Annotated in this window: 17 protein-coding genes and 1 other RNA gene; all 18 read left to right on the forward strand. The window is 66.9% G+C overall.

The window, feature by feature from the left end; translation table 11 throughout:
* Positions 1-97: 97 nt before the first annotated feature.
* The 18 genes from G4223_RS13975 to ftsA all read left to right on the forward strand — a co-directional run bounded on the left by G4223_RS13975 (position 98) and on the right by ftsA (position 19,157).
* Positions 98-529 carry a bacteriohemerythrin gene (locus G4223_RS13975; RefSeq protein ID WP_163680927.1) on the forward strand — a complete coding sequence of 144 codons (432 nt, stop codon included), beginning with the start codon at positions 98-100 and terminating at the stop codon, positions 527-529.
* Between the two features lie 51 nt (positions 530-580).
* Positions 581-1,336 (forward strand): protein phosphatase CheZ, encoded by a 756-nt coding sequence (locus G4223_RS13980; RefSeq protein WP_163680929.1) that lies wholly within the window; start codon positions 581-583, stop codon positions 1,334-1,336.
* A gap of 252 nt (positions 1,337-1,588) precedes the next feature.
* Positions 1,589-1,985, forward strand: an RNA gene (gene rnpB, locus G4223_RS13985) — RNase P RNA component class A.
* 361 nt (positions 1,986-2,346) lie between these two features.
* A complete protein-coding gene (gene mraZ / locus G4223_RS13990; RefSeq protein WP_163680931.1) occupies positions 2,347-2,817 on the forward strand; it encodes a division/cell wall cluster transcriptional repressor MraZ in 471 nt (156 codons plus the stop codon).
* A complete protein-coding gene (gene rsmH, locus G4223_RS13995; RefSeq protein ID WP_163680933.1) occupies positions 2,814-3,812 on the forward strand; it encodes a 16S rRNA (cytosine(1402)-N(4))-methyltransferase RsmH in 999 nt (332 codons plus the stop codon). Before mraZ ends, rsmH begins: the two co-directional genes overlap by 4 nt.
* Positions 3,809-4,471 carry a cell division protein FtsL gene (ftsL, locus tag G4223_RS14000; RefSeq protein ID WP_163680934.1) on the forward strand — a complete coding sequence of 221 codons (663 nt, stop codon included), beginning with the start codon at positions 3,809-3,811 and terminating at the stop codon, positions 4,469-4,471. Before rsmH ends, ftsL begins: the two co-directional genes overlap by 4 nt.
* On the forward strand, positions 4,468-6,228 hold the full coding sequence (locus G4223_RS14005; protein WP_163680936.1) for a penicillin-binding transpeptidase domain-containing protein: 1,761 nt from the start codon (positions 4,468-4,470) through the stop codon (positions 6,226-6,228). Before ftsL ends, G4223_RS14005 begins: the two co-directional genes overlap by 4 nt.
* Positions 6,221-7,648: a UDP-N-acetylmuramoyl-L-alanyl-D-glutamate--2,6-diaminopimelate ligase gene (locus tag G4223_RS14010; protein ID WP_420844452.1), complete on the forward strand. Its 1,428-nt coding sequence runs from the start codon at positions 6,221-6,223 to the stop codon at positions 7,646-7,648. Before G4223_RS14005 ends, G4223_RS14010 begins: the two co-directional genes overlap by 8 nt.
* Positions 7,645-9,045: a UDP-N-acetylmuramoylalanyl-D-glutamyl-2,6-diaminopimelate--D-alanyl-D-alanine ligase gene (locus G4223_RS14015; protein ID WP_163680940.1), complete on the forward strand. Its 1,401-nt coding sequence runs from the start codon at positions 7,645-7,647 to the stop codon at positions 9,043-9,045. Before G4223_RS14010 ends, G4223_RS14015 begins: the two co-directional genes overlap by 4 nt.
* Before the next feature lie 6 nt (positions 9,046-9,051).
* The gene (gene mraY / locus G4223_RS14020) at positions 9,052-10,140 is read left to right on the forward strand and encodes a phospho-N-acetylmuramoyl-pentapeptide-transferase (protein WP_163680942.1); all 1,089 of its coding nucleotides are present in this window, start codon (positions 9,052-9,054) and stop codon (positions 10,138-10,140) included.
* 10 nt (positions 10,141-10,150) lie between these two features.
* On the forward strand, positions 10,151-11,494 hold the full coding sequence (gene murD / locus G4223_RS14025; RefSeq protein ID WP_163680944.1) for a UDP-N-acetylmuramoyl-L-alanine--D-glutamate ligase: 1,344 nt from the start codon (positions 10,151-10,153) through the stop codon (positions 11,492-11,494).
* Entirely contained in the window at positions 11,491-12,615 is a 1,125-nt protein-coding gene (ftsW, locus tag G4223_RS14030) for a putative lipid II flippase FtsW (protein WP_163680946.1), read from the forward strand. The genes murD and ftsW overlap by 4 nt, the downstream gene beginning before the upstream one ends.
* Positions 12,612-13,724, forward strand: a complete 1,113-nt coding sequence (gene murG, locus G4223_RS14035; RefSeq protein ID WP_163680947.1) for an undecaprenyldiphospho-muramoylpentapeptide beta-N-acetylglucosaminyltransferase — start codon at positions 12,612-12,614, stop codon at positions 13,722-13,724. The genes ftsW and murG overlap by 4 nt, the downstream gene beginning before the upstream one ends.
* Positions 13,721-15,136 carry a UDP-N-acetylmuramate--L-alanine ligase gene (gene murC / locus G4223_RS14040; protein ID WP_163680949.1) on the forward strand — a complete coding sequence of 472 codons (1,416 nt, stop codon included), beginning with the start codon at positions 13,721-13,723 and terminating at the stop codon, positions 15,134-15,136. The genes murG and murC overlap by 4 nt, the downstream gene beginning before the upstream one ends.
* Positions 15,133-16,059, forward strand: coding sequence for a UDP-N-acetylmuramate dehydrogenase (murB, locus tag G4223_RS14045; protein ID WP_241004122.1), 927 nt, complete (start codon positions 15,133-15,135; stop codon positions 16,057-16,059). The genes murC and murB overlap by 4 nt, the downstream gene beginning before the upstream one ends.
* Positions 16,056-16,967, forward strand: coding sequence for a D-alanine--D-alanine ligase (locus G4223_RS14050; RefSeq protein ID WP_163680954.1), 912 nt, complete (start codon positions 16,056-16,058; stop codon positions 16,965-16,967). Before murB ends, G4223_RS14050 begins: the two co-directional genes overlap by 4 nt.
* Entirely contained in the window at positions 16,955-17,917 is a 963-nt protein-coding gene (locus G4223_RS14055) for a cell division protein FtsQ/DivIB (RefSeq protein WP_163680957.1), read from the forward strand. Before G4223_RS14050 ends, G4223_RS14055 begins: the two co-directional genes overlap by 13 nt.
* Before the next feature lies 1 nt (position 17,918).
* Entirely contained in the window at positions 17,919-19,157 is a 1,239-nt protein-coding gene (gene ftsA, locus G4223_RS14060) for a cell division protein FtsA (protein WP_163680960.1), read from the forward strand.
* Positions 19,158-19,184: the final 27 nt, after the last annotated feature.

The following is a 19,184-nucleotide window of genomic DNA, read 5'->3' on the forward strand; positions in this document are numbered from 1 at the left end:
CATAGCATCAAACCCGCCGCCATCCAGCCCGCTTGGCTTGTGCGTGACGACGCTCGCGGTATAGTGGTCGGCGGACACACCACTGGGGTCGAAACGGATGGCGTTGCTGGCATGGAACGAGATGTACAGCGTCGGCCATGCCATGCTGGATTCCGACCACCGCATTCTGATCAACCTGCTGAACCAGCTTCACGACGCCGCCGAGACCGGGCAAAGCCGCGAGGTGGTCGGCACCGTGGTCAACGTCTTGGCGGAATACACCGAGCACCATTTCCGGCGCGAGGAAGCGTTGATGGCCGCCGCCGGCTATCCCGGATTGGAGGCGCACCGCGCCGCCCACCGCGACCTGGAAGCGAAGGTCCGCGATCTTCGCGACCGCTGGAACGCCGGCGACCGGTCGGTGGTGGAAGAAGACGTTCTGGAAATGCTCAAGAAGTGGTTGACCGAGCATATTCTCGGCGCAGATAAATCGTATGAGCCTTGGGTCGAAGGCATCGCCGACAGCGGGGGGTCGGCCGGCGGGGAATGACCCACCGACCACAAGGGGCGTTACGCGAAGGGGAAGGGCGCAAACTGTATCATGAACACCGAACGGAAATTGTTCACCGCCGAGCTTCAGCGCCTTAAGGCCCTGTCCGCCAAGGGCGAGCCGGTAGCCCATCCCAACGTCTCCGGCAACGGCGAGGTGCTCAAGGCGCTTGGCGAACTTCGCGCCGACATCAAGTCGCTGGAGCATCTGATCAAGGGCGAGGAAGCGCCACCGCCTTCCGTCCAGCTTCAGACCATGGACGACATGGTCAACCACAAGCAGGCGGAAGTCTCCATGCTGAAGACCGAGCTACGGGCGCTCGCCGTCTGCATCGAGCAGACCAAGCAGGAGATCGCCGCGCTCAGGCCCAAGGATTCCCAAGACGACCGTCTGATGGCAGTGACCTTCGAATTGGACGCCATCGTCTCGGCGACCGAAGGCGCGACCCAAAGCATCCTGGAAGCTGCCGAAAAGATCGAAGGCATCACCAAGGAAATCCAGTCGCACGGCGTCGATTCCTACGTGGGCCGCCTGGCCGAGGACATCAACGAAACCATCATCAACATCTTCGAAGCCTGCAATTTCCAGGACATTACCGGGCAGCGCATCACCAAGGTGGTCAAGACGCTGCAATACATCGAGGCCCGCATCAACGCCATGATCGACATCTGGGGCCCGGACAACATCGCCGACATCGTCCCCAAGCCCGCCACCGATCACCGCGACGACGACGCCAAGCTGTTGAATGGACCGGCTCTCGAAAATCAAGGCATCAGCCAAGACGAAATCGACAAATTGTTCGGATGACCCCACGTCCACCTTTCCGTTTCAGCCGCCCGGCCATCGTTTCCGGGCGGCTTTTTCTTTTGAAAGGGGACGAAAAAAGACAAAAAACAAAGAACATTTTGAAAAAAGACGACATTTTTGCCACCTGCCCTCGAAACCCGCAAATCCATACAAAGTAAACAGGCCACATCATACTTTAATATGAAGTCGAGGTATCTTCACCCGACACCTCCCCTTGACGCCGCGCGCCAACCGGCCCACATTGCGCCCGCGCCAGATGGCCGGACGGCCGCTTTCGGGGGGAACCTCGGGGGAGGAAAGTCCGGGCTCCACGGAAGTACGGTGCCGGATAACGTCCGGCGGGGGTGACCCTAGGGAAAGTGCCACAGAAAGCAAACCGCCGGCCCGATTCCCCGGAATTCGGCCGGTAAGGGTGAAAGGGTGCGGTAAGAGCGCACCGCGCGACCGGCAACGGAAGCGGCACGGCAAACCCCACCGGGAGCAAGACCAAATAGGGACGGCAGCCTTTCCTTCGGGAAAGCCAAACGCACTTCCGCGTAGCCGTCCGGGTCGGTCGCGTGAGGCGTCCGGTAACGGGCGTCCCAGATGAATGGTCGTCACCCGTGGGAAACCATGGGTACAAAACCCGGCTTACAGGCCGTCTGGCGCAATTTCTCACCCACTTCCCATGTTTCCCCAAATCGCCACGCTTCGATGGGAAATCATGGGCACCACAAATGTTCACTTTATGTTTCCATTCGCCACTTCGGCGTTTTTTTGCTGAGAATCACGAAAATCGACGCAGACTCAAAGCCTTGCGCGACAATCTTCTACTACTTTGACAACAACTTAGGAAAAATTATCCCCATTCGAAATCTCCCATTCTTTTACTACTCGATTCCATTGACGCCCATGTTTGCCCATGATATCCCATAAACACCCACCGATGATCGGCCCACGGAAGACGTGTGCACCACGGGCATCGATGGGTTGGGGGCTTCGGGCACATCTCTGGCGTTAGGCGGACGAGGATGGGACTCTTCCTCTCCACGTTTATGAATAAGGTCGACAAAAAGGGACGCGTCAGCGTGCCCGCGACCTTCCGCGCGACCCTGGCGCCGCAGCCGTTCCAAGGCATCATCGCGTACCGCTCGTTCACCGCCGCCTGCGTCGAAGGCTGCGGCATGGACTTCATGGAACGCCTGTCCGACAGCACCCAGGACTTCGCCGCCTTCTCGCCCGAACAAGAAGACATCTCCGCCCTGATCTTCGCCGACGCCCGCCAATTGTCGTGGGACCCCGAAGGCCGCATCGTCCTGCCCGAGGACGTGATGGCGCATGCCGGCATCACCGACATGTGCGCTTTTGTCGGCAAGGGGCAGACCTTCCAGATCTGGGAACCCGAAACCTATCGGGCGGCCGAGGCGGAAATCCGCGCCCGCGCGTTCAAGAACCGTCCGACCCTGCCCCTCAAGAAGCCCACCGGCGGAGACGGCAAATGACCCCGCCCAACGCAGAGCCCAGCGCAGAGAATGAAAACGACGCGCAGCACGTTCCCGTGCTGCTGACCGAGGTGCTGGCCGCGCTGGCGCCCCGCGCCGGCGGGACTTACGTGGACGGTACCTTCGGCGCCGGCGGCTATTCCCTGGCGCTGTTGCGGGCCGGTGCCGGCACCGTCTACGGCATCGACCGCGACCCCAACGCCGCCGCCGCCGGCCGCGCCCTGGCCGAGGCCGCGGATGGCCGCCTGCGGCTGCTGGAAGGTCGCTTCGGCGACATGGACCAGTTGATGGCCGAAGCTGGAATCGCCCAGGTGGATGGCGTGGCGCTGGACATCGGCGTGTCGTCCATGCAGATCGACCAGGCCGAGCGAGGGTTCTCGTTCGCCAAGGACGGCCCCCTCGACATGCGCATGGAACAAAACGGTCCGTCCGCCGCCGACGTGGTCAACACCTGCGACGAAACCGAACTGGCCAATATCCTCTATCGCCTGGGCGAGGAGCGGATGTCGCGCCCGGTGGCCCGCGCCATCGTCGCGGCGCGTGCGGAAAAGCCGTTCGAACGCACCTTGGAACTGGCCGCCGTAGTGGCCAAGGTGGTGCGCAAGTCGGGCGACGGCATCCATCCCGCCACCCGCACCTTCCAGGCGCTGCGCATCCACGTCAACGACGAGTTGGGCGAACTGGAACGCGGATTGGCCGCCGCCGAACGCATCCTGGCACCGGGCGGACGGCTGGCGGTGGTGACCTTCCATTCGCTGGAAGACCGGGTAGTCAAGGCGTTCCTCAAGGAACGCTCGGGCGACATGCCGGCACCGTCGCGGCACCTGCCGTCGGCGACGCATGGTCCCGCCCCCACCTTCACCTTGCTGAGCCGCAAGGCCCAGGCGCCGACGGCGACCGAGGTGGCGCGCAACCCGCGTGCCCGCTCGGCCAAGCTGCGCGCGGCACAACGCACCGACGCCCCCGCATGGCCGCACAGGGGAGGAACACGATGATCCACGGTCTTGGCACCACCATCGTTTGCGCCTGCCTTGCCGGCGGCATCGGAGTCGGCCTGTTCTTCGTCAAGCACGAGGTCAAGGAACAGGAAGTCCGCCTTGCCGAACTGAACCACGAGATTCAGTCCAACCAGGAAGCCATCCACGTGCTCAAGGCCGAGTGGAGCTACCTGAACGACCCGGCGCGACTGCGCGCTTTGTCGGAAAAGTACCTGTCCATGAAGGTCATGGGCCCGACTCAGGTGGCCAGCCTGGATTCCCTGCCGGCCACCGGACCGGTCTACGCCGCCCACGCGGCGGCGGCGGTCGTCGCCCGTGCCGACACCGACCGGCCGGCGGCTGCCGTGAGCGGCGGCAACGACACCGTGCTCGCCCACACCTCGCCCGCCTCCGCCCGCCCCGAACCGACCCGGACTCCGCCCAAGCCGGAACCGACCAAGGCCGCCGCCACCAAATTGGCCTCCGCCAAGCCGGCCGGGCCGTCTCCGGTCATCCCGATTCCCGCATCCAACCCGGCCCCGGTGGTCGCCGCGCCGCGTGTGCTTTATCCCGGTGCCGACACCACCCCGCGTGCGCCTTCCGCGCAGCCGCGCTCCATCATCGTGCAATCGCCCGCGCTCGCTTCGGCACCGGTGCAGCCTGGGGAGATCCGGTGAGCCTGTTCGCGCCCAAGCCCCGCGTCCCCGGCTATCACGCCGGCGAAGACCTCGGCAACGCGCCAACGGCGGTGCGGCTGGACGGCGTGCGCAAGCGGGCGCTGGAAACCGGACGCTCGCGACTGGTGGTCGCCGCACTGGCCTTTCTCGCGGTGTTCGTGGTGATCGGCGTACGCATGATCGACGTCGCCGTGCTTGATTCCAACCCGGCGACGCCGCGCGCCCTGCCCACCGCGCGGACCGAGGGGCTGGAGATGGACCGGGCCGACATCGTCGACCGCTCGGGCGTCATCCTGGCCACCAGCCTGCCCACCGTGTCGCTTTACGCCAAGGCCACCGAAATCCTCGATCCGGTCGAGGCTGCGACCAAGCTGGTGCGCGTGCTGCCCGACCTGAGCCAAGCCGATGTTCAGGCCAAGCTGTCCAGCGACAAGCAATTCGTCTGGCTGCGCCGCAACCTGACCCCGCGCCAGCAATACGACGTCAACGCGCTCGGCATTCCCGGCCTGTATTTCGAAAAAGGCGAACGCCGGGTCTATCCCCACGGCAATCTGGTCGCGCACATCGTCGGCATGACCGACATCGACAACAAGGGCATCGCCGGTATCGAAAAGCGTTTCGACCGTGCCCTGCGCGACAGCCGCGAACCGCTGAAACTGTCCATCGACATCGGCGCCCAGACCGTGGTGCGCAACGAACTGGCCAAGGCGGTGGCCGAGTTCCGCGCGCTGGGCGCGCTGGGCATGGTGCTGGACATCCACACCGGCGAAATGGTCGCCATGGTGTCGTTGCCCGATTTCGACCCCAACGACCCGCCGGCCGGACAAAGCGAGGCCCTTTTCAACCGCGCCACCAAGGGCGCGTACGAAATGGGCTCGACCATGAAGCTGTTCAACACGGCGCTGGCCATCGATTCCGGGCGCTTCAACATCAACTCCAGCGTCGACTGCACCAAGCCCTTGGTGTTCGCCGGCCACACCATCCACGACGACCACCCGCTCAACCGTTGGGCCAGCGTCGCCGAGATATTGATCCATTCGTCCAACATCGGTTCCGCCCGCATGGCGTTGGACGTCGGCACCGAGGGACAACGCTCGTTCATGGGCCGGCTGGGCATGCTGCAATCCCCCAGCATCGAATTGCCCGAGGTGGGCGGACCGCTGGTTCCCAATCCGTGGCGCGAGATCAACACCGTCACCATCTCGTTCGGTCACGGCCTGTCCATCACGCCGCTGCAACTGGTTCAGGGCACCGCCACCCTGGTCAACGGCGGCATCTTCCACCCCGTCACCTTGCTGACCCGCGCCCCCGGCCAACCGCTGCCCGGCGAGCGGGTGATCAAGCCCAAGACCTCGGCCCAGGTGCGCCAACTGATGCGCCTGGTGGTCAGCGAGGGCACCGGCAAAAAGGCCAACGTCCCCGGATACGAAGTGGGCGGCAAGACCGGAACCGCCGAAAAGGCGGCGGGCGGCGGCTACAAGAAGAAGTCGGTGCTGGCGTCCTTCGTCGGCGCCTTCCCCATGGACGACCCGCGCTATGTGGTGCTGGTCAGCATCGACGAACCGCAACCCACCAAGGACACCTACGGCTTCATCACCGCCGGCTGGAACGCCGCGCCCACCACCGGACGCATCGTCGCCCAGTTGGCGCCGTTGCTGGGGGTGATGCCCAGGACCGCGCCGCCGCCGCCCGCTCCGGGCGTCAAGGGTTTCATCGCCGGAACCGGGGGAGGCAGGGATGTCAGCGCCATTGACTGACCTTCTTCCCGGATTGCCGTTGGACGCCGCGCCTTTGATCGCCGGCGTCACCGCCGATTCGCGCAAGGTGCGCCCCGGCATGCTGTTCGCCGCCCTGCCGGGAGCCAGGAACGACGGCCGCGCCTTCGTCGCCCAGGCGATCGCCGCCGGTGCCGCCGCCATCCTGGCACCCGAGGACACCGCGATCGACACCGGCCCGGTACCGTTGATCCGCGTCGCCAACCCGCGCCGGGCCTTCGCCCGCGCGGCGGCGGCCTTTTATCGCCGCCAGCCCCAGGTGATGGCGGCGGTGACCGGAACCAACGGCAAGACCTCGGTCGCCAATTTCGCCCGCCAGATGTGGACCCGGTCGGGCCACCGGGCCGCCGCCCTGGGCACCCTGGGCATCGTCGCCGACGGTTTCCCCGACCGTCCCAGCCTGACCACACCCGACCCGGCCGACTTGCATGCCGCCCTGGCCGAACTGGCCGAAGCGGGCGTCACCCACGCCTGCATGGAGGCATCGAGCCATGGCCTCGACCAATACCGCCTGGACGGCGTGGCGCTGAAGGCCGCCGCCTTCACCAACCTGACCCGCGACCACCTGGATTATCACGGCGACCTTGACGCCTATCTGACGGCCAAGCTGCGGCTGTTCTCGGATCTGCTGCCGGCCGATGGCTGGGCGGTGGTCAACGCCGACGACCCGGCGGCCGAACAGGTCGCGAAAGCGGCCGGTGCCCACCGGTTGATCCGTTATGGCCGCGCCGGAATCGAAGTGCGGCTGGTGTCCGCCACCCCGACCCCCGGCGGTCAGGATCTGGAGATCGAAATTGACGGCCGCCGGCTTGAGGCGACGTTGCCGCTGGCCGGCACCTTCCAAGCCGCCAACGCCCTGGCCGCCGCCGGGCTGGTGCTGGCGACCGGCGGCACGTCCGAGGACGTCGTCCGGGGATTGGCTGCGTTGACCGGTGTGCCCGGCCGACTGCAACAGGTGGCACAGACCCAAACCGGCGCCCCGGTTTTCGTCGATTACGCCCACACCCCGGATGCCCTGGAAACCGTGCTGACGGCGCTTCGTCCCCATGCCGCCGCCCGGTTGATCGTGGTGTTCGGATGCGGCGGCGACCGCGACCCCGGCAAACGCCCCGAGATGGGCGCCATCGCCGCCCGCCTTGCCGACGTCGTCGTCATCACCGACGACAATCCCCGCAGCGAGGCCCCCGCCCTGATCCGCCAGGCCATCCTGGCCGCCTGTTCCGGCGCCACCGAAATCGCCGACCGCGCCCAGGCCATCGCCGCCGCCATCGCCATGGCCCAGGCCGGCGACGTGGTGGTTCTGGCCGGCAAGGGGCACGAACGCGGCCAGATCGTGGGCGCGAAAGTTCTTCCCTTCGATGATGCCGAGGAGGCCCGAAAAGCCGTGCGAGGTGCCGCATGACCCCCACCTTGCTGTGGAATGCCCAAGAAGCCCGGATCGCCACCGGCGGCCGTCTGTCCGGCCCCTCCGACTGGAACGCCTCGGGCGTTTCCATCGATTCGCGTTCGGTGGCGGCGGGCGACCTGTTCATCGCGCTGGCCGGCCCCAACCATGACGGCCACGACTACGTCAAGGCGGCCATCGAAAGCGGTGCCGCCTGCGCCGTGGTGCACAAGATTCCCGACGGCTGCGACGGCCTGCCCTTGCTGGTGGTCGCCGACACCATGAAAGGGCTCGAAGATCTGGGACGCGCGGCGCGTGCCCGCACCGACGCCCGTATCCTGGCCGTCACCGGCAGCGTCGGCAAGACCAGCACCAAGGAAATGGCCGCGCTGGTGCTGTCGCGCCAAGGCGCCACCCACTGGTCGGTGGGCAGCTTCAACAACCATTGGGGCGTGCCACTGAGTCTGGCCCGCATGCCAGCCGCCAGCAAGTTCGCGGTGTTCGAACTGGGCATGAACCATCCGGGCGAAATCACGCCGCTGGTCGCCATGGTCCGCCCGCACGTCGCCATCGTCACCACCGTCGAACTGGTGCATGCCGGCCATTTCGCCACCATCGAGGAAATCGCCGACGCCAAGGCGGAAATCTTCAGCGGGCTGGAACCGGACGGCGTCGCCGTGCTCAATCGCGACAACCGCCATTACCGTCGCCTGAGCCGGGCGGCCACCGCCGCCGGCGTGACCCGGCAACTGACCTTCGGCAGCCATATCGACGCCGACGCCCGCTTGCTGGATTGTGCGGTCGATCCAAAGGAAACCGCCGTTTTCGCCCTGTTGCGCGATGGCGCGCTGGCGTACCGCATCGGCGTTCCCGGCGTGCATTGGGCCATGAACTCGCTGGCGGTGCTGTTGGCGGCGGGCGCCTTGGGCGCCGAGGTCGAGACGGCCGCCCGCGCGCTGGCCGACATGACCCCGCCCAAGGGCCGGGGCGAACGCCACCTGATCAAGGCCGGTGCCGGCACCGCCGAATTGATCGACGAAAGCTACAACGCCAGCCCGGTCAGCATGAAAGCCGCCATCGCCACCTTGGCCGCCGCGCGGCCGGGCAAGGGGGGGCGCCGCATCGCCGTCCTGGGTGACATGCTGGAATTGGGCGAGCAATCGGCGGCGCTGCATGCCGGCGTCGCCCAGGCGGTGACCGCCTGGAACATCGACGTTGTGCACACGGCGGGGCCGTTGTCGGCGGCGTTGCGCGACGCCCTGCCCGAGGACCGGCGCGGCATTCACGCCGACGATTCCGCAGCCCTGGCCCCCTTGGTCAAGGCCGCGGTCAAGGCCGGCGACGTGGTGATGGTCAAGGGCTCGGCGGGCAGCCGCATGGGGCGGGTGGTCAAGGCTTTGCAGGAAGGGGCCTAAGGGAACATGCTGTACAATCTGCTCTTTCCCCTCGCCGACGAGATTGCGCTTTTCAATCTCTTCAAATACCTGACCTTCCGTACCGGCGGCGCGGTGCTGACGGCGCTGGTGGTGTCGTTCCTGATCGGACCGGGCCTGATCCGCTGGCTGCGCCAATGGCAGAAACAGGGCCAACCGATCCGCGCCGACGGCCCCGAATCCCACCTTCTGACCAAGAAGGGCACGCCCACCATGGGCGGTTTCCTGATCCTGATCGCGCTGTCGGTGGCGACGCTGCTGTGGGCCGACCTGCGCAGCCATTACGTCTGGATCGTGCTGATGGTGACGCTGGGCTATGGCGGCATCGGCTTCATGGACGACTTCCTGAAGGTCTCCAAGAAGAACCCCAAGGGACTGCCCGGCAAGCTCAAGCTGTTGGGCCAGATCGCCATCGCCCTGATCGCCGCCGGTTGGATCTACATGGTCCATCCCGAAGCCATGCAGGGCATGCTGGCGGTGCCGTTCCTCAAGTCGGTGCTGTTGAACCTGAGTTGGTTCTTCGTGCCCTTCGCGGTGTTCGTGATCATCGGTGCGTCGAACGCCGTCAACCTGACGGACGGACTGGATGGGCTGGCCATCGTGCCGGTGATGATCGCCGGCAGCGTGTTCGCGCTGATTTCCTATCTGGTCGGCCACGCGGTGTTCGCCAATTACCTGCAAATCCACTATGTCCCCGGCTCGGGCGAGTTGGCGGTGTTCTGCGGCGCGCTGGTCGGTGCCGGGCTGGGCTTTCTGTGGTTCAACGCGCCGCCGGCGATGGTGTTCATGGGCGACACCGGCTCGCTGTCCATGGGCGGCGCCCTGGGGGCCATCTCGGTGGTGACCAAGCATGAGCTGGTGCTGGCCATCGTCGGCGGCCTGTTCGTGCTGGAAACCGTTTCGGTGATCGTCCAGGTCGCCAGCTTCAAGCTGACCGGCAAGCGGGTGTTCCGCATGGCGCCCTTGCACCACCACTTCGAAAAGAAGGGCTGGGCCGAACCGACCGTGGTGATCCGCTTCTGGATCATCGCCGGCATCCTGGCCCTGGTGGGCCTGTCCACCCTGAAATTGCGGTGAGGCGACGGCCATGATCCCCACTCCCTTCCTGAGCGGCAAACGTGTGCTGGTCATGGGGCTCGGCAAGTCCGGGACCGCCACCGCCCGCGCGCTGGCCGCCAGCGGCGCCCTGGTCACCGCCTGGGACGACGGCGAAGCGGCGCGCAAGGCCGCCACCGAGGCCGGCGTGACCGTGGCCGAGCCGGCGCTGGAAGGGATCGACCTGGTGGTGTGGAGCCCCGGCATCCCCCACACCCACCCGGCGGAAAAAGCCCACCCCCTGGCGGCACGCGCACGCGCCGCCGGCATTCCCCTGGTGTGCGACGTCGAGTTGCTGGCCCGTGCCAAGCCGGACACGCCCAAACTGGCGGTGACCGGCACCAACGGCAAGAGCACCACCACAACCCTTTTGACCCATGTCCTGGTCCAGGCCGGTCGCGACGCGGCGGCGGGCGGCAATCTGGGCACCCCGGCGCTGGCCATGCCCGACCTTGGCCCGGACGGCCGCTACGTGCTCGAAATGTCCAGCTACCAGCTTGAGCTGGTGGACAGCCTGTCGCTCAAGGCCGGCGTGCTGCTGAACATCACCCCCGACCATCTGGGGCGGCACGGAGGCATGGAAGGCTATGTCGCCGCCAAGCGCAAATTGTTCGACCACATCGCCGCCGACGGCACCGCGATCATCGGTATCGATGACGATTATTGCGAGATGATCGCCGACGAATTGCAAGACCGCGGGATGACCGTGGTGCGCATCTCGGCCGAGGAAACCTTGGAACAGGGTGTGTCGGCCGCCGACGGCATCTTGCGCGTCGATGGTCAGCCGGTCGCCGACCTGCGTTCCACCATCCGGCTACCCGGCCGCCACAACTGGCAGAACGCCTGCGCCGCTTTCGCCCTGGCCCGTGCCGACGGCATCGCCTGCGACGACATCGTCGCCGCGCTTGCCACCTATCCCGGTCTGGCGCACCGCCAGGAACTGGTTGCGGAAATCGACGGCGTCACCTTCGTCAACGATTCCAAGGCCACCAACGCCGACGCCACCGAAAAGGCGCTGGTGTGTTACGAGAACATCCACTGGATCCTGGGCGGCCAGCCCAAGGAAGGCGGCATCAACGCCCTGGTGCCGCATTTCGGCCGCATCAAGCACGCCTATCTGATCGGCGATGCCGCCGAGGAATTCGGCGCCGTGCTGGAAGGCCGCGTGCCCTATACCCAATGCGGGTCGCTGGTGATGGCGGTGACCAAGGCCGCCGCCACCGCCGAAACCGGCGACGTGGTGTTGCTGAGCCCGGCCTGCGCGTCGTGGGACCAGTTCAAGAGCTTCGAGCATCGCGGCGACGTGTTCCGTCAGTTGGTGGAGGCGCTGAAATGAACTTCGGCCGCACCGATACTTCCATTATGGGGCGCTGGTGGTGGACGGTGGACCGTTGGACCATCGCCGCGTTGTTCCTGTTGGCCGGCATCGGCCTGTTGCTGACCATGGCCGCCAGCCCGGCGGTGGCCGACCGCATCGGCGCCGATTCCTTCCATTTCATCCGCCGTCAGTTCATTTTCCTGGCGCCGGCCATGGTGGTGATGGTCGGCGTGTCGCTGTTGACGCCGAAACAGGTGCGCCGTCTGGGCGTGGTCGGTTTCGGCTGCTGTCTGTTCCTGTTGCTGGCGGTGCTGTTCGTCGGCCCCGAGGTCAAGGGCGCCACCCGCTGGATCAACGTGGCCGGCATCTCGATCCAGCCCTCCGAGTTCACCAAGCCGACCTTCGCCGTGATCTCGGCCTGGATGTTCGCCGAAAGCCGCCTGAATCCCGGTTTTCCCGGCAAGTCCATCGCCACCGGGCTGTTCTTGCTGACCGCATTGTTGCTGCTGCGTCAGCCCGACGTCGGCCAGACCCTGATCATCGCCTCGGTCTGGGGGGGGCAGTTCTTCCTGGCCGGCCTGCCGATGATCCTGGTGTTGGGGTTGGTGGTGCTGGGCGTGGTCGGCGGCGTCGGCGCCTATTTCGTGTTCGACCACGTGCAATCGCGTGTCGACCGTTTCCTCGACCCCACCGGCGGCGACGCCTATCAGGTGATGACCGCGCTCAACGCCTTCAAGAACGGCGGCATGTTCGGGCGCGGCCCCGGCGAAGGGCGGGTCAAGCTGGTGCTGCCCGACGCCCATACCGACTTCATCCTGGCGGTGGCCGGCGAGGAATTCGGCATCGCCCTGTGTCTGGTGGTGGTGGCGCTGTTCGCCTTCATCGTCTTGCGCGGCTTCTCGCGCCTGATGAAAGAGGAGAACCTGTTCGTGGTGTTGGCCACCGCCGGCCTTCTGGTGCAGTTCGGGCTTCAGGCCATCGTCAACATGGCGTCCACCCTTCGTCTGATGCCGACCAAGGGCATGACCTTGCCGTTCATCAGCTATGGCGGTTCGTCCATGCTGGCTTTGGCGCTGGGCATGGGCATGGTTCTGGCCCTGACACGAACCCGCTACGGTTCCGAGGAGGTCGAGCGATGACCGCGCCACTGGTCCTTCTGGCGGCCGGCGGCACCGGCGGTCACGTCTTCCCGGCCGAAGCGCTGGCCAGCGTGCTGATCGAGCGCGGATTCCGCCTGGGTCTGGTCACCGACCGGCGCGGTCACGCCTATGGCGGCACGCTGGGCTCGCTCGAGACCTTCCGCATCAGCGCCGGCGGCATCGCCGGACGCGGCCTGATGAACAAGCTGCGCGCCGTGGCCGAACTGGGACTGGGCGTGATCCAGGCCCGTTCGTTGCTCAAGCGCCTGCGTCCGGCGGCGGTGGTGGGCTTCGGCGGCTACGCCTCGGTGCCGACCATGGTGGCGGCGACCCTGTTGGGTCTGCCCACCGCCATCCACGAACAAAACGCCGTGCTGGGCCGCGCCAACCGCCTGTTGGCCGGCCGCGTGCGCCGGATCGCCACCTCTTACGCCAACGTCTTGCATGTGGACCCGGCGTGGCGGGACAAGCTGACCCATACCGGCATGCCGGTGCGCGCCGCCGTCGCCGCCCTGCGCGACGCCCCCTATCCGGCCCTGACCGAAGACGGTCCCATCCGCCTGTTGGTGCTGGGTGGCAGCCAGGGCGCGCGGGTGTTGTCCGAAATCGTTCCCTCGGCTCTGGCCGCCCTGCCCGAAGCCCTCCGCGGCCGCCTGTCGGTGGCCCAGCAATGCCGCCCCGAGGATATCGAGGCGGTGCGCGGGGCCTATGCCGGCAGCGGCATCGACGCCACCTTGGAAAGTTTTTTCGCCGACGCCCCGGACCGCATAAGCGCCGCCCATCTGGTGATCGCCCGTTCCGGCGCCTCGACGGTGGCGGAACTGACCGCGCTGGGACGGCCCGCCATCCTGGTGCCATATCCCCATGCTATCGACGATCACCAGACCGCCAACGCCCGCGCGGTCGACGAGGCCGGCGGCGCGTGGCTGATGCCGCAACCCGCCTTCACCTCGGACGCGCTGGCCAGCCGTCTGGAAGCCCTGTTCACCCAGCCCGGCACCCTGGCGCGGGCGGCGGGATGCGCCCGCACGGCCGGACGGCCGGACGCGGCGGCGCAGCTTGCCGACCTTGTCGCCGCCCTGCCGGGCCAATCGGAGTTGGTCCAATGAGGACGATGCCGCTTTCCATCGGCACCATTCATTTCGTCGGCATCGGCGGCATCGGCATGTCCGGCATCGCCGAGATCCTGGTCAACCTGGGCTATTCGGTCCAGGGGTCGGACATCGCCGACAACGCCAATGTGGCGCGTCTGCGCGCCAAGGGAATCGCCATCCACATCGGTCACGCCGCCGACAATTTGGGCGACGCCCGCGTCGTCGTGGTGTCCTCGGCGGTCAAGGCCGATAACCCGGAACTGGTGGCGGCACGCGCCCGCATGGTGCCGGTGGTCCGCCGTGCCGAAATGCTGGCCGAACTGATGCGCCTCAGGAACGCCCTGGCCATCGGCGGCACCCACGGCAAGACCACCACAACCTCGCTGATCGCCGCGCTTTTGGACGCGGCGCAGTTGGATCCCACCGTCATCAACGGCGGCATCATCAACGCCTATGGCACCAACGCGCGACTTGGCGCCGGCGAATGGATGGTGGTGGAAGCCGACGAAAGCGACGGCACCTTCACCAAGCTGCCGGCGACGGCGGTGGTGGTGACCAACATCGACCCCGAGCACATGGACCATTACGGGTCGTTCGACAGGCTGCGCGACGCCTTCCGCACCTTCGTCGAGAACATCCCGTTCTATGGCTTCGCCGCGCTGTGCATCGACCATGCCGAGGTCCAGGCGCTGATCGCCCGCGTTCCCGACCGCAAGATCGTCACCTACGGCTTCTCGCCCCAGGCGCTGATCCGCGCCACCAACGTCCGCATCGGCCCGGACGGCGCCCGCTATGACGTGGTCATCACCGACCGCGTCACCGGCAAGACCCGGACCATCGACGACCTGTGCCTGCCCATGTACGGCGAACACAACGTCCAGAACTCGCTGGCCGCCGTGGCGGTGGCGCACGAGATGGGACTGCCCAACGACATCGTGCGCCGGGCGCTCGGCAACTTCGCCGGGGTCAAGCGCCGCTTCACCAAGACCGGCGAGGCCAAGGGCGTCACCGTGATCGATGATTACGGCCACCACCCGGTGGAGATCGCCGCCGTGCTGAAAGCCGCGCGTTCGGCCACCACCGGCAACGTCATCGCGGTGGTGCAACCGCACCGTTATTCGCGCCTGCATTCGCTGTTCGCCGAATTCTGCACCTGTTTCAACGACGCCGACATGGTGGTTGTGGCCGACGTCTATGCCGCCGGCGAACAGCCCATCGACGGCGTGGACAAGGATTCCCTGGTCAAGGGGCTTCAGGAACACGGCCATCGCCACGTGGTGCCGCTGCCCGAGGCCAAGGCACTGGCCGGGCTGGTCGCCGCCGTCGCCCGACCCGGCGATTTCGTGGTGTGCCTGGGTGCCGGCAACATCACCCAATGGGCCCATGCCCTGCCCGCCGAATTGAACGCGCTGGAGGTCGCCCCTTGACGGTTTCCCCGCTTCCCGCCGACTGGGCCGACACCCTTCCCCGCGTCCGCGGTCGCCTGACCCGCGACGCGGCGTTGGGCGGGCTGACCTGGTTCCGTGTCGGCGGACCGGCCGAAGTGTTGTTCCGTCCCGCCGATTCCGAAGATCTGGCCCAGTTCCTGGCCGCCCTGCCGGCCGAGATTCCGGTCACGGTGATCGGCGTCGGTTCCAACCTTCTGGTGCGCGACGGCGGCGTGCCGGGCGTTGTGGTGCGCATGGCCGGTCCCTTCGCCGCCATCGCCGTGGACGGCATCACGGTGACCGCCGGGGCCGGGGCCTTGGACCTGACGGTGGCCATGACCGCCATGGAAGCCGGCATCGCCGGCCTTGAATTCCTGTCGGGCGTGCCGGGCACCGTGGGCGGGGCGCTGCGCATGAACGCCGGCGCCTTCGGCGGCGAGATCAAGGACGTGACCCTTTCTGCCGAGGCCGTGGACCGTCAGGGCGTGTCCCACGTTCTCGATCTCGCCGCGCTGGGCTTTTCCTACCGCCATTGCGCCGTGCCCGAGGATTTCATCTTCACCCGCGCCGTGCTGCGCGGACAGGCCGGCGACACCCAGGCCATCGCCACCCGCATGGCGGAAATCCGCTCGGCACGCGAAGCCAGCCAACCGCTGCACGTTCGCACCGGCGGCTCGACCTTCGCCAATCCCGAAGGCCACAAGGCCTGGGAACTGATCGACCGCGCCGGTTGCCGGGGACTGCGGATCGGCGGCGCCCAGGTGTCGGAAAAGCATTGCAACTTCCTGATCAACACCGGCGACGCCACCGCCGCCGACGTCGAGGCCTTGGGCGAGGAGGTGCGCCGCCGCGTGCGCGAAACCTCGGGCATCGAGTTGCGTTGGGAAATCCGCCGGATCGGCATCGAGGAGAACAAGGCATGAAGCGCGTCACGGTCCTGATGGGCGGAGCCTCGACCGAGCGCGAGGTATCGTTGAATTCCGGCAAGGCCTCGGCCAAGGCGCTGACCGAGGCCGGTTACGCCGTGACCTTGCTCGATGTCGGCCGCGACCCCGGCGATCTGGTGCGTGAGGTGGTGGCCAGCAAGCCGGACGTGGTGTTCAACGCGCTGCACGGCCGCTTCGGCGAGGACGGCTGCGTCCAGGGTCTTCTGAACCTTTTGGGCGTTCCCTATACCCATTCCGGCCTGTTGGCCTCGGCGGCGGCCATGGACAAGGCTTTCGCCCGCCGCCTGTTCGAACAGGCCGGCATCCCGGTGGCCAAGGGCGAGGTGGTCAAGAAAGGCCAGCCGACCTCGGTTCCCCGTCCGCATGTGGTCAAGCCGTTGAACGAGGGCTCCTCGGTCGGGGTCTACATCCTGCATCCCGGCGACAACCGCGACCCGCTCAAGGACTGGCCGTTCGATTCCGACGAGGTGCTGGTCGAGGAATTCGTGCCCGGCCGCGAGCTGACCGCCGCAATCATGGGCGACCGCGCGCTGGGCGCGCTGGAAATCACCTCGGATCGCGGCTGGTACGATTACGAAGCCAAATATGCCCCCGGCGGCTCGCGCCATCTCTTCCCCGCCCCCATTCCCGCCGAGGATTACGAGGAAGCCTGCCGGCTGGCGCTCTTGGCGCATCAGGTCTTGGGGTGCCGGGGCGTGTCGCGCGCCGACCTGCGCTACGACGACACCCGGCCCGACGAGAAACCCCGGCTGGTGGTGCTCGAGGTCAACACCCAGCCGGGCATGACCGCGACGTCGCTGGTTCCCGACATCGCCGGTCAACTGGGCATCACGTATCCCGAACTGGTTCGCTGGATGGTGGAGAACGCGGCATGCGACGGATGAACGACAGCGACATCGTCATCACCGCCGACGACCGGATCGCCTCGTCGGCCCACGCGGTGCACCGCAAGCACAAGCGCCCCGCGGCCGACCCGCGCGAGGCGGGGGAACCGCGTCCGCGCAAGGCCAAGGCCAAGATGCGGCGCAAGATTCCGCGCCTGCACCTGAGCGCGTTGCAAAAACTGGCGACCGGTGGCGTCGCCGTCACCGCCCTGGTGGTCGGCAGCGCGGTGCTGTGGCATTCCGGCGTGGTTCAACGGACCGCCCAGGCGACGGTGGCCGCCCTGTTCGACGCCACCGCCCGTGCCGGCTTCCGTATCGAGGAGATCACCGTTTCGGGGCGTGGCCGCACCACCATGGACGAGGTGGCGGCGGCGCTGGGCGCCCGCCATGGCGGACCTATCCTGGCCGTAGACCTGAACGAGGTGAAGGACCGGCTCGAGGCGATCCCCTCGGTGCGCGCGGCGGCGGTGGAACGCCGCCTGCCCGGATCGCTGCATCTGGCCCTGGTCGAACGCAGCCCGGTCGCTCTGTGGCAGAACAACGGCGTGCATGTGCTGGTCGACCGCGACGGTGTCCAGATTCCCGGCCCCATCGCCGGTTACGAGGATCTGCCGCTAGTGGTGGGCGACGGCGCCGGCATCCGCGCCGACGAATTGTTGACCATGTTGGCGTCCGAACCGGAACTGGCCGCCCGCGTCAAGGCGGCGGTGCGCGTCGGCAACCGCCGCTGGAACGTCATGCTGGACGACGCCATCCACGGCGTCGAGGTGCGGCTGCCCGAGGACCAGGCAGAGGACGCCTGGCATCGTCTGGCCCAGATGGAGCGCGACAAAAGCGTGACCAACCGCGCGGTCGCCATGATCGACCTGCGCACCCCCGACCGCATGGTGTTGAAGACCGAGCGCCCCGCCAATCCGGCCGAAGCCAAGCGCAAGGACAACGGAGCCTGACATGCGCAACGGACTGATCGCAGCGCTGGATGTGGGCAGCACCAAGGTGTGCTGTTTCATCGCGCGCGTCCAAGACGACGGCAGTCCCCGCATCGTCGGCATCGGCCATCAGGTGGCGCGCGGCATGCGCGGCGGCGCCGTGGTCGATATGGAGGAACTGGAGCATTCCATCCGCGCCGCCGTCGAGGCAGCCGAGGACATGGCCGGCGAACGTGTCAAGACGGTGGTGGTCAACGTTTCCGGCGGCGCGCCGCAATCGGCCAACGTCAAGGTCGAGGTGGCGATGAACGGCCACGCCGTCAACGAAGCCGACATCCGGCGCATGCTGGATCATGGCCGCGCCCACCACGAAGCCGCCGACCGTGAGCTGGTCCACGCCATCCCGGTGGACTACACCATCGACGGCAACGAAGGCATCCGCGACCCGCGCGGCATGTATGGCGAACGGCTGGGCGTGGCCATCCACGTCATTTCCGCCGCCATCGGTCCGGTTCGCAACCTTCAGACCGTGGTTCATCGCTGCCATCTGGACATCGAATCCCGCGTGGTCAGCCCCTACGCCTCGGGTCTGGCCTGTCTGGTCGAGGACGAAAAGGAACTGGGCGTCACCTGCATCGACATGGGCGGCGGCACCACCTCGATCGCCGTGTTCCTGGGCGGGCAACTGGTTCACACCGACGTCATCGGCGTCGGCGGCCACCACGTCACCAACGACATCGCACGCGGGCTTTCGACGCCCTTGGCCTATGCCGAGCGCATGAAGACACTTTATGGCAGCGCCATCCCGTCGCCGGCCGACGACCGCGAAATGCTGAAGGTGCCGCTGGTCGGCGAGGACGAGGACGGCGCCGCGAACCAGGTGCCGCGCTCGATGCTGATCCAGATCATCCAGCCCCGGCTGGAAGAGACTTTCGAACTGGTGCGCTCGTACCTGGAACAAGGCGGCTTCGACAAGCTGGCCGGACGCCGGGTGGTGCTGACCGGCGGCGCCAGCCAGATGCAGGGCGTTCGCGACCTTGCCGGATTGGTGCTCGACAAGCAGGTGCGGCTGGGCCGTCCCGTGGGATTGCAGGGATTGCCCGAAGCCACGGGCGGCCCGGCCTTTTCCACCTGTGGCGGCCTGATCCGCTATGCGCTGGCCCACGCCCCACCGACCAGTCGGGGTAAACGCGCCAGCACCGGTGAACCGGGCAGTTCCAAATTGGGACGGTTCGGAAGCTGGTTCAAGAGCAACTTCTAGAAAACAAAACAAAAAGAACAACAAGCA

Origin of the sequence: Magnetospirillum aberrantis SpK (assembly GCF_011022235.1) — a bacterium.
Classification (GTDB): Bacteria; Pseudomonadota; Alphaproteobacteria; order Rhodospirillales; family Magnetospirillaceae; genus Magnetospirillum; species Magnetospirillum aberrantis.

What these genes read in the sequence shown, in the direction of transcription:
- G4223_RS13975 (WP_163680927.1), top strand. Translation starts at nt 98, where the DNA reads ATGGCGTTGCTGGCATGGAACGAGATGTACAGCGTCGGCCATGCCATG.
- G4223_RS13980 (WP_163680929.1), top strand. Translation starts at nt 581, where the DNA reads ATGAACACCGAACGGAAATTGTTCACCGCCGAGCTTCAGCGCCTTAAG.
- rsmH (WP_163680933.1), top strand. Translation starts at nt 2,814, where the DNA reads ATGACCCCGCCCAACGCAGAGCCCAGCGCAGAGAATGAAAACGACGCG.
- murC (WP_163680949.1), top strand. Translation starts at nt 13,721, where the DNA reads ATGAGGACGATGCCGCTTTCCATCGGCACCATTCATTTCGTCGGCATC.
- G4223_RS14015 (WP_163680940.1), top strand. Translation starts at nt 7,645, where the DNA reads ATGACCCCCACCTTGCTGTGGAATGCCCAAGAAGCCCGGATCGCCACC.
- ftsW (WP_163680946.1), top strand. Translation starts at nt 11,491, where the DNA reads ATGAACTTCGGCCGCACCGATACTTCCATTATGGGGCGCTGGTGGTGG.
- G4223_RS14050 (WP_163680954.1), top strand. Translation starts at nt 16,056, where the DNA reads ATGAAGCGCGTCACGGTCCTGATGGGCGGAGCCTCGACCGAGCGCGAG.
- ftsL (WP_163680934.1), top strand. Translation starts at nt 3,809, where the DNA reads ATGATCCACGGTCTTGGCACCACCATCGTTTGCGCCTGCCTTGCCGGC.
- mraY (WP_163680942.1), top strand. Translation starts at nt 9,052, where the DNA reads ATGCTGTACAATCTGCTCTTTCCCCTCGCCGACGAGATTGCGCTTTTC.
- G4223_RS14055 (WP_163680957.1), top strand. Translation starts at nt 16,955, where the DNA reads ATGCGACGGATGAACGACAGCGACATCGTCATCACCGCCGACGACCGG.
- murD (WP_163680944.1), top strand. Translation starts at nt 10,151, where the DNA reads ATGATCCCCACTCCCTTCCTGAGCGGCAAACGTGTGCTGGTCATGGGG.
- murG (WP_163680947.1), top strand. Translation starts at nt 12,612, where the DNA reads ATGACCGCGCCACTGGTCCTTCTGGCGGCCGGCGGCACCGGCGGTCAC.
- mraZ (WP_163680931.1), top strand. Translation starts at nt 2,347, where the DNA reads ATGGGACTCTTCCTCTCCACGTTTATGAATAAGGTCGACAAAAAGGGA.
- ftsA (WP_163680960.1), top strand. Translation starts at nt 17,919, where the DNA reads ATGCGCAACGGACTGATCGCAGCGCTGGATGTGGGCAGCACCAAGGTG.